The organism is Flavobacterium sp., assembly GCF_052437795.1.
In the GTDB taxonomy this organism is placed as follows: domain Bacteria; phylum Bacteroidota; class Bacteroidia; order Flavobacteriales; family Flavobacteriaceae; genus Flavobacterium.
This window is the reverse complement of the sequence record NZ_JBQVPA010000003.1, coordinates 298,108-315,263: the sequence shown is the minus strand read 5'-3', so window position 1 is coordinate 315,263 and position 17,156 is coordinate 298,108. Positions and strand designations below refer to the sequence as shown.

Below are 17,156 nucleotides of genomic sequence, written 5' to 3'. Positions count from 1 at the left end.
CGCTTTAGGTTAGAAATAACGTGGGGAACGTGATACTTTTTTCGGGAAGTTCACATCGAACAGCAACATCACCTCGTGAGAGGCCGGGGTGGTCACCTTCAGGTCCGATACGATGTGGTCATACGCGTAGCCTATCCTCAAATTCGGGGTAATGGCATAGTTCACCATTCCGCCAAAGGAATCATCAAGCCTGTAGGTAGCGCCGATCTCGAACTTGTTGAAGAACAAAGCGTTCAGCGAGCCGTCTATCGAAGGGTCTACGCCAAAGGCCGATTTTACCATGAACGAGGGCTTTAGCTTAAAATTATCGCCGATCTCAAATACATAGCCTCCCGTTAAAAAGTAATGGGATACCTCTGAACCGAAATCATAGGAATCATCTCCCTGCCTTACGTTAAGGTGTTTGCTCTTGAGCATGTTCGGCACTGAAAAAGAAAGGTAGTAGTTCTCCGTGTAGTAGAAAACCCCCGTACCTACGTTGAAGTACGTGTTGTTCACGTTCTCCTGGAACGCCGGGTCACCCGGGTCCGGTACATAGCCGTTACCGATGTCGTCATACAGGCCTACATCGTGGAAGGTAAGTCCCGCTTTTAAGCCCAGGGCAAGCCTGTGCTCACCGCCAAGGCGAAGGGTGTAGGAGAAGTCGGCATACAGGTTGGTCTCCTGTACAGGACCGATCTCATCTACGATAGCCGATAGGCCTAATCCTACGTTCTTCCCAACAGGGCTGTGGCCCGAAAAGGTACCCGTGCTCGGGGAATCCTGGATGTCGACCCACTGCTTGCGGTACAAAAGCCCGAAGGCAAGGTTCTCCTTAGAACCGGCATACGCCGGGTTGATCACATTCATGTTGTACATGTACTGCGTGTAGTGCGGGTCCTGCTGAGCGTTCATCTCAGCAAGGCCACTAAGTGCCAATAACGCTGCAAAGTATAATTTTTTCATTGGTCTGTGTTTGTTTGGTTAAACAGCCTGAATTGGTTAATTCGTTCCAAAGCAAACGAAAAATTTTTAATTTCGTACACTACGAAAGCATGTTTAATGTTAAAATAGCTGATTTTTTAAAAGAAACAGGCTTTTTCGCTTAAATAGTTCGAAAAAGCCTGTCCTGAATTTTATTCTTCGCGGTTGATGTACACCCACCCCGTTTTGCTCTCACCACTAATGGTTTGGATGCTGTAGAAATACGTTCCAACAGGAAGCTCCTTTCCTCCCGCATCCTGCCCGTGCCACTGGTCGGTATAGGTGCCATAGCTGTATACTTCCATTCCGTACCGGTTAAAGATGCTGATCTTAGTTACATTCATGCCGGAAAGGTCGAAGCTATCATTCTTGCTATCCCCATTTGGTGAAATGCCTCTTGGGATCAGGCAGGTATTTTGGTCTACGATACGGCTGGCGCTTACCACACAGCCTTCGGCAGTGGTCACCACAGCGGTATATTCTCCCGGCACAGGTATTTCAATTTCCATTCCCGTAGCTGTAAACCCATCCGGGCCCATCCAGGCATATGTAGCGGTTTCAGGATCAAAATTACCGTTAAGCGCCAATACCGCAAGCATATACTTACTGCCCTGGCAGCCTTCCTCAAAACCAAGTAAAGGATCGATCACCTGTGCTGATATCGTAAATTGCTTAATGGCAACACAACCGTTCACGTCATTGGCTATCCTCACATATATCGTCTGTGGCGACGCTGTGTTTTCATACAAAGGCCCTATCGGCGATTCATTGTTATCAGCATTCGCCTGCGATACGTGGTAGCTTACGGTATAGTCGTCAGCAGTAAGGCCTTCAAGTATGATCGCCGTATTATCTGTAAAGTTAAATTCGGCAGTACCGTTTGTGTTGCATATCACAATGTTCTCCGGATCGCCTGTTGTTGTGGCTACTGAATCATAGAACTCTATAACTTTCGACTCCTCTGCCACACAGGTAGAGGTGATATACTGCGCCTGTATCGTGTAAGTCCCCGCCTGAGTGATCGTAATCGCAGGGCCCGTAGCGCCGGGGATCACCACATCATTGCGCAGCCACTCAATATCATATAGTGCAGGGTCCAGGTCGCTGTCTATGGTATAGGTTTCGCCTTCGCAAAGGGCATTATTGGTCTCTACCAAAAAGTCTTCTCCCAGGTCCATATCGCCAATGTCGAACGGTCCGATGAATACTGCCGAATCCAACAGTTCATCGTTCCTGTCGGCGATCACCAGCTTGATGTGGTAAACTGTATTCACCTCAACGTCCGATTGGGCAGTGAGCAGCACTGTTTGCCCGTTGTAGTTGATATCTGCCGCCATGGCATTACCTCCCTGGTTATTTTGCCCGTAGTATTCCGGGTTCGCAGGCGCACACTCATTATTGGCGCCATCCCTTATCGTTACTACCGATATCGGGGTGTTCGTACCCGGCAGGAGTGCCAGGTTAGTCGTCACTCCCGTAGCGGTATTCGTCAGGAAAAAGGCAAAAGCATCGGAGAAGTTACACTGGTACTGTCCGTATTCTTCCGAAGCAAAAACGAACGGGAAGCTAATGTGCCCTGTAAGCGGCACAAAGTCGAATTCTACGACCGTCGCATTGTTATAGCTTGCAAGCTCAGGGTCAATATTAAGGCCCTGTATATAGTTGAACAGGTCGGCATCACCGCTCCATGCCTCATTGCCATTGCTCAATTCGGTAGTGTTCGGGCCGCGCGAACGGAACGCCCTGCCCGTGCTCAGCACCACGCCCTGCTCTATAGGGAATCCTGAACCGTTGGCATTAAAATAAGCAATGCCGTTATCGCCCTCAAAACCTTCTGTAACACCGGTTTTCCATGTAAGGTTAGATACCTGCGCGCACGCGGTGCTTACCAGTACATCCGAAATAAGCTGCGGTACCGTGTGGGTCGTATGATCCGTAAATACAGGCTGCGATGGCGTGGTCACACATACATTGAAAGCCGATGTCTGGCCTATCTCCGCGGTACTTGTAAAAATTCGTATCAGGTACTGCTGCCCCGGTATCAGGTACGATGCATTACTGCTGTTGACGGTGCTGCAATATATCGGGGTAAGCGCGCCGCAATCGCTACCGCGGTAAAGCGCATGTACCAAAACGTTGGTGCTGCCTGTAATATTGGTTATAGCAATGTCGTGATTGGTTTGCGTTGCCGTAAAGGTGAACCAAACATCATCGTCGGCCGTTCCGTTGCAAATGTTGGCCTGTGGCGAAGCCGAAGCCGAATATACCGTACCCGAAGCAAACTGCGCACATTCCGTACCTGCGTTCACCGGTACTACGGTCGCATTGGCACAATCGTCATTGGCAGGCGGCGGTGGCGGCGTAGCCACGCATATTTCAAAGGCGGTTGTCTGGCCCGGCAGTGCGGTAGTAGTATAAACACGTACCTTATACACTTGCCCCACAATAAGTCCATTGGCAACACTGCTGTTACTATCACTGCAATACATTGGTGTAAATGCAGTACAATCAGAATATACAGAATGATACAGGTCGGGCGCGCTTCCTGTTACATTCGACAGGCTGATCAGGTGCGATGCATTAGTAGCGGTAAACTCAAACCAGACATCATCATCTGCCGAACCTGCACAACCATTAGCCTGTGGCGATGCCGTTGCCGAAAGCACTGTTCCGGGTACTTTTTGCGTACACACATCGGTAGGGTTTACAGGCACGACCGTTGCCGTGGCGCACTCGTCATTGGCAGGAGCCGGAGGCAGGGTGCTTACGCAAATAGTAAAGTCAGTGTTTTGTCCGGTAGTCGATGAAAAGGTGTATACCCTTATCTTGTAGGTTTGGCCTACGGTAAGGTTCATCGCCGTACTGGTATTCGGGTCGCTGCAATACAGCTGGGCCATCGTGCCGCAATCAGTTCCTTCATACAGCACGTGTACCAGGTTGTTGGTGCTTCCTGTTACGTTATATAACGAAATGTTGTGTATGGTATTGGTCGCGGTGAATTGGTACCAAACGTCATCGTCATCACTACCCATGCAGGTATTCGCTTCCGCAGATGGCGTTGCCGATGAAACGGTTCCCGATGCAAATGAAGTACACTCCAATGTTGGGTTTACGGTAAGCACTGTTGCCGCGGCACATTCGTCATTGGCCGGAGGTGGCGGAGGTGTCCCTACACATATATCAAATGCCGAGGTTTGCCCTCCCGTTCCTGTGAACGAATATACCCTTACCTTGTATTTTTGACCGATGATTAGCCCGTTCGCCACACTGCTCTCCGGGTTGCTGCAGTACAGCTGCGTAAGCGACCCACACAGATCGCCCTGGTACACCACATGAAAAAGGTCCGGGGTACCGCCGATGATATTAATAAGTGAGATCACATGCGAAGTATTAGTAGCGGTAAACTCGAACCAAACATCGTCATCGTCGCTGCCCGCGCAGGTATTGGGCTGGGGAGAGGCAGTCGCCGAATAGATTGTACCCGGCACGGTAAGCGCGCAGGAATCATCGGCATTTACAGGAACGGTCAATGCGCCCGCACACTCATCGTTTACAGGTGGCGGCGGTGGCGTTGTCACGCAGATGCTGAACATCGTGGTCTGCGGTGTACCCGATTTAGAATATACCCTTACTTTGTAAGTTTGCCCCACAGTAAGGTTAATGGCATTGCTTATATTCGGGTCGCTGCAATAGCGCAGGGTAAGCGCGCCGCATCCGCCTTCGTATATGGCATGTACAAGATCGTTGTCGCTGCCGGTAATGTTGTCAAGCGTAATAACGTGCTTTGCATTGGTGGCCGTAAACTCAAACCACACATCGTCATCGGCAGTGCCCGTACAGGTATTGCCCTGCGGCGACGCCGTTGCCTCTATCACCCGTCCAGGCGTGCTTACTGCGCAGGCCTGTGTAGGGTTAACGGTCAGGGCTATTGCGCCCATACATTCGTCATTACCGGGGGCTGTGTAATCTGTGGTAAAGTAGGCAGGTTCGCTCCAGTCACTCTCCATGCCGGGGCTGCATACCGCTTTTACCCTTACCTTATAGATCGTAGAATCACTGAGTCCGAATATGGTTACCGGCGGTGCGATGTTGAATGTCTCCCCCACTCCTGTGAACGGCTGTTCCTGAGGCACGGCTTCCACGACCCATTGTGTGGCGCCGCTGTTGTTCGTCCAGTTTACCTTCGCCGAGTTTTGGCCAATTTCGGCAACCGGGATGGTTATGTCTGTAGGCGGCATGCACCTTACCACAACCCTGAAGTTGTCTACCAGCCAGCGATCGCCATTATTGTTCTTCATTATTAATGCGATGTACACCTGCTGTCCAAAGTATTCGGCAGGGATGTCCACCACTTTTTCGGTATATACGTTATATACCGGATTAATTTCGGTTTCTGTCCAGTCCTCCAGCAGCACATAGTCATCCAGGTCGCCCTGTATGGGTGCCGGGGATATCCTCACTTCATAGATGTTCGCTTCTACCTGCGGGGTAGTAAGCCTTGAGAAAAACCGCACCTGGCCGTTTTGCGGCACCGTAAACTGCGGTGTTACCAGCCAGTCTTCTGCAATGCCCGAGGGCACGCTCTCTTTATTCACATAGGCGGCATGGCTACCCTGGTAGGCCGGCTGCTGCACACTTCCGGCAGTGCTTTGTACCCAGTGTACCGATGTGCCTATTCCGTTCTCATAGATCCCCCATCCTCCGGCAGGTCCGGTATTCGGCCCCGTACCCGTGGTCCATGGGCCTTCAAAATCCTGTTCAAATTCCTGTGCATAGCAACACAGCGAAAATAACAGGGATAATGATAATGCTGCAATAATTCTTTTCATATCTTTTTTTCTTCTTTTACCTCTAAGGATTTATACCCTGAAAAGTTTTTAAAACCTGCCAGATCTCGATAGGATATTTCTCTGACACGGTTTTAAATTCAATTTATATAAATATGGTTTGCAGCCCCGGAGGGCCGCAAACCAGTGATTGGAAAAAACTAAACTCTACTATTTATTGTTTAACAAGTTTTGCAGATGTAACCGCGCCCGAAGCTGTTTCGGCCTTAACCACATATACTCCCTTGCTCAGATGCGAAACATTGATGGTAGGTTGCGTGGCTTCAAGCACTTTTTGGCCCGTGATGCTGTAAACGGCCACTTTTTTAACCTCTGACAGCTGCGAAGTTCGTATCGTTACAATGTCTGATGCCGGGTTTGGCGCTACGATCACTTTGTTCGCAGACGATGATGGGTCTTGGATACCCATCGTCTCGATAGGGAAACTGTAGCGTATCACGCCCATATCAAATGTCCCGATATAGGCATTAATATTGTCGCCCACAAAGTTGAAATCCATGGCGTATGACTGCAGGTAGTTCATCTCTTCAGATGAAACGGTTACCCATCCGCCACCGTTGTAATACGTAATGTAAGCATCATTATTAGTTTCCGCATTGTAAACACCAACTGCCATTATACCGTCATTAAGGTCTGAAAAGGCAACTTTACGGGTATCGATGCCATCCAAAGCCGTAGTCCAGGTAACTCCACCATCCGCAGTAGCATGAACCCCGTCGGTCGTGGCAATACCAAAACCATTCGCATTTAGCGGATTGGCAGCAATGTCGGCGATCAATGCACCTTCTGCCGTGTAAAGTTCGGTCCAGGTAGTACCCTGGTCTGTCGATGTGTATACTGTACCGTTCTTGGCCAATATAAGTTTGCCGGTATAAGCAAGTATGCCTCCTATTGGGCCTTCACTTCCCGGAGTTATGATCTCTGTAGTAAGTACGTTAGACAGGTCTGTAAGGTCAATTTTGTGGAGAGCGCCTGTTCCCCAGCTGTCCAGTACCGCATAAACAATGTTGTCATTACCCGGGTCTACGGCAACACCTACAAATCCGGATGCCGGCATTAATTGATGCCTTGTAGCCCCATGGTCTGTACTTACGTTCAGGTCACCTCCCAAAAAGCCTCCACCTTCATACATGAATACCCTTCCCTCATTAAGCGGGTCGGCAATGATCTTCACAGGACTTGGACCAAATGTTGCGGCAGACTCTATATTGTAGGCATCCGTCATATTGGTAGAATAGTTTTTATGCAGGTTGCCACCCTGGGCACCATAGTACAAATGTTCCGTTGTGCCAAATTTCACTGCCGATACACTGTTCACGGTACAAAATTGATTTTTGATTTGGGATAATGTCAGGCCACCATCAATAGTCCTCATCGGATACATATTGGCTGTGATCGCAGCTTCTTTCGTGTTGAAAGGATTTATCGAGATCTGCAGGCCGGCATAATACTGCTCCTCAGGATACAGGGTCGCCGACCATGTTGTCCCGCCATCTTCGGTATAAGCTATCTGGTCTGTTTCCAAAATATAGATAATGTTGCTCTGTTCAGGATGGAACTTAACAACCAGCAAATTGTCATAAGGTGCCGCGTTCCAGGCCACCGGAACGATGTTCCAGGTAGTACCGCCATCAGTAGAGCGGTAAAGGTTCTCGTCTACTGTATCAGAAAAATTAACATCGGTGCCTAAAATAATGTCATTGGCATTAGCCGGGTTAAAATCGATCGGGTTAAGTGGTATGCCCGCCAGTTTTTCGGTCCATGTTTCACCGGCATCCGTGGATATAAGCAGGCCACCGTCAACACTAGTATTTCCCTGTCCGCGGGCAATGAATAATTTTGATGGGTTGTCCGGGCTGATCGCAACATTCCTTGCCGCAACGTTATTATTGTCGGCAGAAGCATATACTTCGGTCCAGTTCTCCCCTCCGGTCGTGGTATAATATACATTATACCCCGCAGGTGTATTAAGGTTCAGTAATATCGTTGTAGCTTCGCTATCGTATACGTCAAAATTATTCACTGTCACTTCGCCCTCAATAGCCGGCAGATCTATCGTACTTATAATTTCGCCGTCCTCAACATTATAAATGTTAATGCCGTTCCCTGATGCCATGTTCAGTACAGAAAAGCACAGGTTCTCATTCCCTTCCAGCATGTGAAGGTTCGTGATCCTGGCGGTAGTATGCGGATAAGCGAACAAAAGGTCCCACGTTTCGCCGTTGTCATAGGATACGACTATATGATTGTTAAGGGAGACCGCGTACAGTTTATTTTGCGTTTCGAGATCATAGGTAAGGCCTTCCAGCCTTCCAAAATCGTCTACTGCTTCGTAGCTATACTGTGCGTGCCCTGTATAGCCCGCCATAAGCAGCATTGCGAGGATCGTAATTTTTTTCATGCTAATTGTTTTTTTTGTTGGTAATAATTCACCCCACAATTTTCATTAAAAACAATTACATAACAAAAATTTAAAACGGAAATAGTGTGACATAAAATCCTAAATTCCGTGATCGCCTACATTTAAACGTTTGATAAATAATCATATAAAGAAACATCTTCCGGCAACTCCATTTTAGCGGCTATGCGTTCCTTCCTTTTGCGGCAAGCCTCGGGCGTAATATTAAGCATAGATGAAATTTCCTTTGTGCTAAGGTTCATGTACACATATGAGATGAAGCGCACGTCATTAGCGTTGAGCGAAGGGTGCAGGTTTTTGAGTCGGTTCAGGAAGCCGTGGTTCACTTCTTCAAAATGGGTAATGAAACTGTCCCACTCGTGGTCCGTCTTCAGGTGGCCCTTCAGCGTTTTGATATGGCCGGATAGCGATCGGTCGCCAGCGAGTGCCGGCACCTGGGATAGTGATGATATTACCTCTTCTATCAGTTCATTCCTTCCCGAAAGGTACAGCGCCTTTGCCGAAAGCTTGCGGTTGCGGGCCTCTATCTCGTTACGGAGGCGTTCCTGTTCCAGCAGGGCCTGGGTTTCCTTTTCGCGTATCTGCTTTTCAAGGAGCAGGTTCTCATTTTTTTCTTTCTCCAGTTCCAGCGCGATCACTTTTTCGTTTTGTTCGGCAATAAGTTTCTTTTGCTTGAGCTTTACCGATATATTGCGAAGAATAAGCAGGATGATGGCCACAACAGCTACAATACCTCCTATGATAAAGTAGAAAAGGCTTCGTTCTGCCGAGCTTTTCTCCTCATTTATGGCCAGTTGGTTCTTGTAATCCTGTATCCTGAACTTTGCCTCGTTGCTGCTCAGCAATATCTTATCCTTGGTTTCCTCCAGCTCTTCAATAGCCGCCACTATCGAGTCTTTGTACCGCAACGCCTCAGCATGATCCCCGCTTTTTGTGTAGGCCGTAGACAGCACGCCATACACCTTTTTCCTGTTATCTGCATTGGGTTTGGTCGCCAATAGCTTCAGGCCGCTCTCTATCGCCATCGCATAGTTATTTTCCTGCAGGTAGCTTTTGGTAATGATAAGCATAAGCGATGTGCCTATCTCATTAAAGTTCAGGTTGGGCGCGGTCTTATACAGGTTCATGGCCTTTTCGCGTGCCTGCCTTGCATTGCCCTGCAACAAGTCGTTATCGGCCAGGCCCACCTGTGCCAGCGTAAGCATTTGCGGATCGGACTTGAGGTAAGGGAACGACTCCAGTATATAATCACGCGCTTCCTTTGGGCTGTCCATCTCGTTAGCCAGATTGCCCAGGTTCATTGCATACATGCCTATCTTGGGGCCGTCCTTGTTTTCCCGTGCAATGTCATACGCCTTTTTAAAATACTCTTTGGCCTTAATGAAATTCTTTTCTTTAGAGTATAAGATGGCAATGTTATTAAGCACCACCATTTCATACTTTGGCCCCAGCTCTTTAAGGGCTATATTATAACTTTCGAGATAATAGTGCAGCGCCTCGCCATATTCGAGAATGGTATAATAATTCGCACCTATATTGTTGGTCGCTAAAAACTGCTGCTTGTACCACTTGTTCTTTTCGGCCAGGTTGCGCGCCTCGGTAAGCAGCTCAAGCGATCTTACATGCTCCTTTTCCCACATCGCATCGATGCCTTTTTTTATAAGCGAATCGCAGTAGCCGATGGTATTTGCCCTAACCGGGGCCCACAAAAAGAGGCACAGCAAAGCTATGAACACAGTTTTTTTGCGGTTAAATATCTCTTGCATATTGACGATGGGGACGCTTGTTAGTTATGCCAAATATAAGCATAAGTAGTATACCAATATTGCCTTATAACAGAAGACCCCAAAGGTTTAAAACCATTGGGGTCTGCATAGCTATATGGTACAGGCGTGCTTTACCTCTTAAACATCATTTCCAGATCATGCTTTTTTACCCGAAGCTTCAAGATTACGTTCGATCTTGTGGCCCGGCCTTGTCCATTTCGGCTTTTCTCCCAAGGATGCAAATTCCGAGTCTTCAGCCTCAACGGTTTTAGGCTGCGACACTTTGGTAAACGGCTTTTGCGGTACAAGCCCCAGCATTTCGAACATTTTCATGTCTTCGTTCACATCTGGGTTTGGCGTGGTAAGCAGCTTATCGCCTGCGAAGATGGAATTGGCACCTGCAAAAAAGCACATGGCCTGGCCTTCGCGGCTCATTTGCGTGCGCCCTGCCGAAAGCCTTACCTGTGTTTCGGGCATTACGATGCGGGTAGTAGCCACCATGCGTATCATTTCCCAGATCTCAACAGGCTTTTCATCTTCCATTGGTGTACCTTCAACGGCTACCAGTGCGTTTATCGGCACTGATTCCGGCTGTGGGCTAAGCGATGCGAGCGCCACAAGCATTCCGGCACGGTCCTCTACACTCTCTCCCATGCCTATTATGCCGCCACTGCACACAGTAACGTTGGTTTTGCGTACGTTGGCTATGGTTTGCAGGCGGTCCTCATACCCCCGGGTAGAGATCACCTCCTTATAATACTCTTCAGATGTGTCAAGATTATGGTTGTAAGCGTATAGCCCGGCTTCTGCTAAACGTGCTGCCTGGTTCTCAGTAAGCATGCCCAGCGTGCAGCAAACCTCCATATCCAACTTGTTGATGGTGCGCACCATTTCGAGCACATCGTCAAACTCAGGGCCGTCTTTTACGTTGCGCCATGCAGCGCCCATGCAAACGCGGCTCGATCCGCTGGCTTTGGCACGCAATGCCTGTGCTTTTACCTGTTGCACGCTCATAAGGTCATTGCCTTCTATGTGTGTGTGGTAACGGGCAGCCTGCGGGCAATAGCCGCAATCTTCGGGGCAGCCGCCTGTTTTTATGGAAAGCAGTGTAGATACCTGCACTACATTAGGGTCGTGATTTTGCCTGTGTACCGATGCTGCTTCATAAAGCAGGTCCATCATCGGCTTATTGTATAAGGCTATTATTTCTTCTTTGGTCCAGTCGTGCCTTGTAATGCTCATAACGGAATTTTTAAGTTGCTCCAAAAATAAGGAAATTCCGTTGTAAATACAGTCCGCTTACCTAAAGATTAGTGGGGCCTGTGGGCAATATCGTCCACCTCATTGATTTTCTCTACTTTATCCTTCCAAAATTGCATCAGCGTGAACGACACGATCACAGAAGCTGCGGCTCCTTCAAGGGCTAGCCCTATTATGAATTCGCTGATCTCCGGCTCACCTCCGCCAAGCACATAGCTGCGCGGGAAGCTTTGGAGATATTCATTGCCGCCCCTGTATTCTGCATATATCACAAAACTTATTATCCCAAGCACAAGACTTGTCAATGCCGTTGCGATACCCGACACAAGATTGGCGAAATAACCATTAAGGCGATCTTTAAAATTACCTTTTATAGTCCTGTTAACACCATAGATCACAAAGATGAAATTTACCAGCCTTAAATAGATCTGGTCTTTGAGTCCCGCAGCTTCCATTACCAGGAAAAAGGCTGCTATCCCTATATAAATTATCAACCCGTTGATCAAGATCCTTGAAGTTTTCATATCCTTTTATGTTTTTGTTTTATATTCAGTTAAAGCATTAGACAGCAATAGCTTACGAACTAAAGCATAAGAAAGGTAAGTTTAATTACACTCCGCCTTTAAGCTTTATCCTATTCGAATTTAGCCATAAAAACGCACATTCAAATATGAATTAATAAAATTTTAATAAAAGAAATATGATTAAATTAAAGGATTGTTAAATGTCTTGAAAGTTAGGCCAAGTGCATTTATTATTAGCGACTGATCACAATTCAATATCTACTTATTGGTATCAGTTCACAAGTTTCCCTTCGTCATCGTACAGCAATATCCAGTCGCAATGAAACAAGTGATCCCAATCTGCAGCTGCCAGGTCGGCGTTCTGGTCAATAAGGCGCAAAAACTTACCGTTATTCACAGATACGTAAGTATCGGCATACACGGCGACATCGACCCCTTCTTTTTCATAATGGTCATGGATACGCTGCGCCATCTGCCATATCATGTCGGGGTGGGTTTCCATAGTGCTGCTCTGCTTATGCGTAAGGTCTTGGTTCACGCCATAGTAAAGCTGGTTGCCATTCTTTTTATCTACGACCCTAAGATCGGTATCGCCGGAACGCGACCTCAGCATCATGCGCCAGCTCAGGCGGTGGCCTTCGTCGGTCCAGAGCACATCGCCCTTAATGAGGTGGTGGCGCAACGGGAGCAGCAATTGTACTGCAAGGTAAGGCAGCATTACATATCTCAGGATATTAGTGCCTTCATCAGTCTGTTCATACGCTGTTACCTGAGGCTTTCTCTTTAAAAATAACGACCTCATTTTTTCGGGAGGGTAAAAGAATACCACAAAACTGAGGGCAAAAAACGGGAATATGCCTATTTGGAGCGTAATGGCATTGAATATGTGAAAAACTACCGAGGCTATGAGCGCCGCGGTCCTTGTTCTCCTGTAAAGCAGCAGGGGCACCACAAGCATATCAAAGGCAATGCCAGCATAGGCGATAAAAAGGTAAAACCACTTTTCTGTCATAAATGCCTTAAGCCCGGGATCGGATACTGAGCGTTCCAGAAGGTCGTGGGTAAAACTACCGTTTAGCCAGCCGGGGTAAAACTTGGCAACGGTTGCATAAAAGTACACAATGCTTACCTGCGCTATCATTATCCAGGAGCACCAGGCAGGCATTGTCAGTTTTCTTATTGAAGCATCCAGCTTTGCATCTATCGAGGCATAACGGTGCGCAGGAAGGAAAAACATAATGAAGCATACCAGCAGCAGCAGATAGTAATGGTTATTATAGGACGTTTTTTGCATGAAATAGGCTCCGGCCCAAAGAATAGTGAACAACCCAATGCTCAAACGGTATTTAAAACCTATCATTACCAAAAGGCCCAAAACACCCATGGCTGCGAAGTAATAATACATTCCGTTACCCGGCAACGGCTGCAGCCATTCCATCCCGATATGCGAAAAAGTGAATTTTACATCGACCAGGTTACTTTTTACCCAACCGGTAAGTATCGCTCCAAATGTTTCGCAAGCTAAAAGGAACCCCAGGAATATCCTGAAAATGACCAAAGGCGCATTATCTATTTCGCGAAACAGGCACTTCATACACTATTCTGCTTAAAGTACATGACGGAATTTTCCCTATCTGCAAAAAGCTGCTCTTTTAGCGCATCGAACGATGCGAACTTTTGTTCGTCCCGCAGCCTGTGGTGTACATTTATCGTTATCTCCCTTCCATAAAGGTCTTTATCGAGGTTAAGGAAATGTACTTCTATAGAAAGGCTGTTGCCATCGACCGTTGGCCTGACCCCAATGTTCATCATACCTTCTTCGGCCTTTCCGTCAATGATCGCCGATACTACGTATACGCCATTGGCCGGGATAAGCTTATAATCTTCTTTAACCGAAATATTAGCGGTAGGAAAGCCGATAGTCCTGCCCAATTGTTTGCCCGTTACCACTGTACCCGTAAGAAAATAAGGGTAGCCAAGGTACATATTCGCGATAGCAATTTCGCCGGCCGCGAGGGCATTGCGTATCCTGGTCGAGCTTACCGAAACTTCATTTACGGCAAGGGCAGATATTTTTTCTACCTCAAAGCCGTATTCATTTCCAAAGCGTATCAGGTCGTCTATATTAGCAGTCCGGTTGCGTCCAAAACGGTGGTCATGCCCTATGATGATCTTGCAGATGTTGAGCCTGTCGACCAAAATATCCTTTACGAACTCTTCGGCCGTGAGCCTGGAAAAAGCCAGGTCAAATGGATGTATGATAAGGTTATCGAGCCCGTGATCTTCAAGCATCTGTGCCTTTTCCTGGATCGTGCTCAATAGTTTTATATCGGTGTTTTGCTGCAATACCATACGCGGATGGGGGAAAAACGTAAGCACAAGGCTTTCGCAGCCCGATCCCTTGCTGGTGGCAATGAGCCTGTCCAGAATGCTACTGTGGCCTTTGTGCACGCCATCGAAAGTACCAAGCGTTACAACTGTTTTTGTAGGGGAATTAAATTCCTGTATTGAATTAAAAATTTTCAAACCGCAGCATTAAGTTGAGCAAATTTAAGTAAAGCGGCCAGCATGGCAAAATTTTGTCCTGTATTTAAACAAGTAGACAATAATAGGCGGCAGGAAAAAATGATAAGCCTAAAGAAATGTTATTTTCATAAAATATGTTAAAATTCAGACAGTAAATTCCTATTTTTACACCCTATTAATGTAATTTTATTATGAAAAAACTACTATTCTACTTATTATTGGCCGGTTCCGCAACACTGACCTATGCCCAGTCCCCCGTTTGGACCCCTGTGCCCAGGGAGAAGCTGGCCACGTCCGAAAAACTGGAACGCAGCGCAATACCTGCAACATTCCACACCGTTAGCATTAACTTAGCAGAATTAAAGTCCCGGCTGGAGGGCGCACCGCAGCGACACTCAGCGCAAACATCCAACGTGATCATCCCGTTCGTTAATGGCGACGGAAAAGTTGAGAACTTCAGGATATATGAAGCCTCCGTACTCCACCCTGACCTTGCCGCACAGCATCCGGACATAAAGTCGTATGTAGGCCGGGGCATAGAGAATCCAGCCACAACAGTAAGGTTCAGCATTACCCTCTTTGGGGTCCATGCAATGATCATGTCTGATAAAGGGACGTCCTATATTGACCCTTACACCACTGACCTGAATAACTACATTGTTTACAAAAAGAAAAATGTAAAAGCTGCCCGTACCTTTCGTTGCGGCGTAAGCGATGAGATGGCCGATGTGCCGGCCCCGCCAAATACCATGGCGGACGACGGTATTTTCCGCACCTACCGCCTGGCACTTGCCTGTACGATAGAATATGCTGCCTACCATGTTAATGCCGCAGGCCTGGGCGCCGGTTCACTGGCCCAGAAAAAAGCAGCCGTCCTTGCAGCAATGAACGTAACGATGACACGTGTGAACGGCCTGTATGAAAAAGACATGTCGCTAACAATGCAAATAGTGCCAACCAATGAGAATGTTATCTTCATTACTTCGGACAACCTTCAAAATAATAACGAAGGCGTAATGATCGACCAGATACAGGCCATTATAAATAACGGCATCGGATCTGCGAATTATGACATAGGCCACGTGTTTGGCACCGGCGGCGGCGGGATAGCCTCTTTAGGGTCGGTATGTTCACAAGTTAAGGCCCAGGGAGTAACAGGAAGCCCTGCGCCTGTTGGCGATCCCTTCGACATTGATTATGTAGCGCATGAAATGGGACACCAGTTTGGCGCGAACCATACTTTTAACAATGCTTTCCAAAGGTCTGCTGGCAATGCAGTAGAACCCGGCAGCGGCAGCACTATCATGGCCTACGCAGGCATTAGCCCCCCGAACGTGCAAAGCAATTCAGACGATTATTTCCATGCGGTAAGCCTTAACCAAATGTTTAACTTTGTGAACGGAAATGGCGGATGCGGCGTAGAAGTTGCCAACAATAATACCCCTCCTGTCATTATTGCCATGCCAAATTACAACATCCCTAAAGGCACGGCTTTCATACTGAAAGGTAATGCGACTGATGCAGATGGCGACGCACTAACCTATTGCTGGGAGCAGACCAATGCCAACGGCGCGAACTCTACCGTAGACCAAACTCCTATTTCAACCAGTACTACCGGGCCAAATTTCAGGTCGTTGGACCCGTCGGTATCGCCCAACAGGTACATGCCTGTCCTTTCGAGCGTGCTTAACAATAACCTCGCCCCTACATGGGAGGTAGTTCCGACCGTAGGCCGCACACTGAATTTTGCATTGACCGTAAGGGATAACAATACTCCGAATGGCGGACAGACCGCTCGCCGCAACATGAGCGTTGTGGTCAACAACACTGCAGGGCCTTTCACAGTAACGTCGCAAGCTGCCGCAAATACTACATGGGAACAGGGCAGTACCCAGACCATTACATGGAACGTGGCAGGGACCACCGCGAACAGTATAAACACCGCCAACGTGAACATCCTTCTTTCTACCGACGGTGGGCTTACCTGGCCAACAGTGCTTGCGGCCAATACACCTAATGATGGCACAGAAACTATTACAGCGCCTAATGTAGAGGCTATATCGTGCAGGATAATGGTCGAGGCAGTTAATAACATTTATTATGCGGTGAACCAGGCGCCTTTTTCCATAGGCGTGGAAGTAGTAACCGATTGTAATACGTATACGAACAATACACCGGTAGCCATCCCCGACAACAATGCCAATTTTACAACATCGGTGCTGAACGTGCCGGATAGCGCAGTGATCCAAAGTGTGAACGTGGGTGTGAACATTACACACAGTTACCTTGGCGATCTTGGCATTATCATAGCCAGGCCGGATAACTCGCAGGTACTGCTTTGGGAATTTTATTGCAACGACAGCAACGACCTGAATGTTACGTTTAGCGATACCGGATCGGCCGTTAACTGTGGTTCGCCAACTACCGGCACCATAGCTCCGGCGGCGTCCCTGTCGGAATTTGAAGGCACCCAGGGCCAGGGAAACTGGATACTCGCCTTTGCCGACCTTGGGCAGGGAGATACAGGAACCGTGAACTCATGGTTTGTTGAGATCTGCTCGCAAACCGTAAATGCGGTTGACGGCTTCAGCCTGAAAAACTTTACACTTTACCCCAACCCGAACAACGGCAGCTTTACGGTAGGCTTTACCTCCGATTCTGAGAATGCCATCCAGGTTGGCGTACATGACATGAGGGGACGTGAAGTATACAATGCCTCTTACGAAAATACAGGCGTATTCTCCGGAAATATAAACCTTTCCAACATACAGTCAGGCGTGTATCTTGTAACCGTGCAGGATGGCGCAAGAAAGGCTGTAAAAAAGATCGTAGTGAATTGATCCGATCAATA

Annotated in this window: 9 protein-coding genes; 1 reads left to right on the top strand and 8 read right to left on the bottom strand. The window is 47.8% G+C overall.

What is annotated here, in order from left to right:
• Positions 1-9: 9 nt before the first annotated feature.
• From ACT6R0_RS11715 to ACT6R0_RS11680, 8 genes are all read right to left on the bottom strand, one after another.
• Positions 10-945 (bottom strand): PorP/SprF family type IX secretion system membrane protein, encoded by a 936-nt coding sequence (locus tag ACT6R0_RS11715; RefSeq protein ID WP_444667393.1) that lies wholly within the window; start codon positions 943-945, stop codon positions 10-12.
• Between the two features lie 170 nt (positions 946-1,115).
• Positions 1,116-5,792 carry a choice-of-anchor L domain-containing protein gene (locus ACT6R0_RS11710; protein ID WP_444653199.1) on the bottom strand — a complete coding sequence of 1,559 codons (4,677 nt, stop codon included), beginning with the start codon at positions 5,790-5,792 and terminating at the stop codon, positions 1,116-1,118.
• Between the two features lie 172 nt (positions 5,793-5,964).
• Positions 5,965-8,211, bottom strand: coding sequence for a VPS10 domain-containing protein (locus ACT6R0_RS11705; protein WP_444653201.1), 2,247 nt, complete (start codon positions 8,209-8,211; stop codon positions 5,965-5,967).
• A gap of 122 nt (positions 8,212-8,333) precedes the next feature.
• Positions 8,334-9,995 (bottom strand): tetratricopeptide repeat protein, encoded by a 1,662-nt coding sequence (locus ACT6R0_RS11700; protein WP_444653202.1) that lies wholly within the window; start codon positions 9,993-9,995, stop codon positions 8,334-8,336.
• 156 nt (positions 9,996-10,151) lie between these two features.
• Complete coding sequence (bioB, locus tag ACT6R0_RS11695) at positions 10,152-11,237, bottom strand: biotin synthase BioB (RefSeq protein ID WP_444653204.1); 1,086 nt, start codon at positions 11,235-11,237, stop codon at positions 10,152-10,154.
• A gap of 68 nt (positions 11,238-11,305) precedes the next feature.
• Positions 11,306-11,779, bottom strand: a complete 474-nt coding sequence (locus tag ACT6R0_RS11690; protein ID WP_444653205.1) for a hypothetical protein — start codon at positions 11,777-11,779, stop codon at positions 11,306-11,308.
• A 271-nt stretch (positions 11,780-12,050) separates the two neighbouring features.
• On the bottom strand, positions 12,051-13,373 hold the full coding sequence (locus ACT6R0_RS11685) for an HTTM domain-containing protein (protein WP_444653206.1): 1,323 nt from the start codon (positions 13,371-13,373) through the stop codon (positions 12,051-12,053).
• On the bottom strand, positions 13,370-14,305 hold the full coding sequence (locus ACT6R0_RS11680; RefSeq protein ID WP_444653207.1) for a bifunctional riboflavin kinase/FAD synthetase: 936 nt from the start codon (positions 14,303-14,305) through the stop codon (positions 13,370-13,372). Before ACT6R0_RS11680 ends, ACT6R0_RS11685 begins: the two co-directional genes overlap by 4 nt.
• A 191-nt stretch (positions 14,306-14,496) precedes the next feature.
• Here ACT6R0_RS11680 and ACT6R0_RS11675 point away from each other — a divergent pair, with 191 nt between their 5' ends.
• Positions 14,497-17,145 (top strand): reprolysin-like metallopeptidase, encoded by a 2,649-nt coding sequence (locus ACT6R0_RS11675; protein ID WP_444653209.1) that lies wholly within the window; start codon positions 14,497-14,499, stop codon positions 17,143-17,145.
• Positions 17,146-17,156 lie beyond the last annotated feature (11 nt).

Bases quoted from the DNA above. Each gene is read 5' to 3' on its own strand.
- ACT6R0_RS11715 (WP_444667393.1), bottom strand. From the start codon at position 945: ATGAAAAAATTATACTTTGCAGCGTTATTGGCACTTAGTGGCCTTGCT.
- ACT6R0_RS11710 (WP_444653199.1), bottom strand. From the start codon at position 5,792: ATGAAAAGAATTATTGCAGCATTATCATTATCCCTGTTATTTTCGCTG.
- ACT6R0_RS11705 (WP_444653201.1), bottom strand. From the start codon at position 8,211: ATGAAAAAAATTACGATCCTCGCAATGCTGCTTATGGCGGGCTATACA.
- ACT6R0_RS11700 (WP_444653202.1), bottom strand. From the start codon at position 9,995: ATGCAAGAGATATTTAACCGCAAAAAAACTGTGTTCATAGCTTTGCTG.
- bioB (WP_444653204.1), bottom strand. From the start codon at position 11,237: ATGAGCATTACAAGGCACGACTGGACCAAAGAAGAAATAATAGCCTTA.
- ACT6R0_RS11690 (WP_444653205.1), bottom strand. From the start codon at position 11,779: ATGAAAACTTCAAGGATCTTGATCAACGGGTTGATAATTTATATAGGG.
- ACT6R0_RS11685 (WP_444653206.1), bottom strand. From the start codon at position 13,373: ATGAAGTGCCTGTTTCGCGAAATAGATAATGCGCCTTTGGTCATTTTC.
- ACT6R0_RS11675 (WP_444653209.1), top strand. From the start codon at position 14,497: ATGAAAAAACTACTATTCTACTTATTATTGGCCGGTTCCGCAACACTG.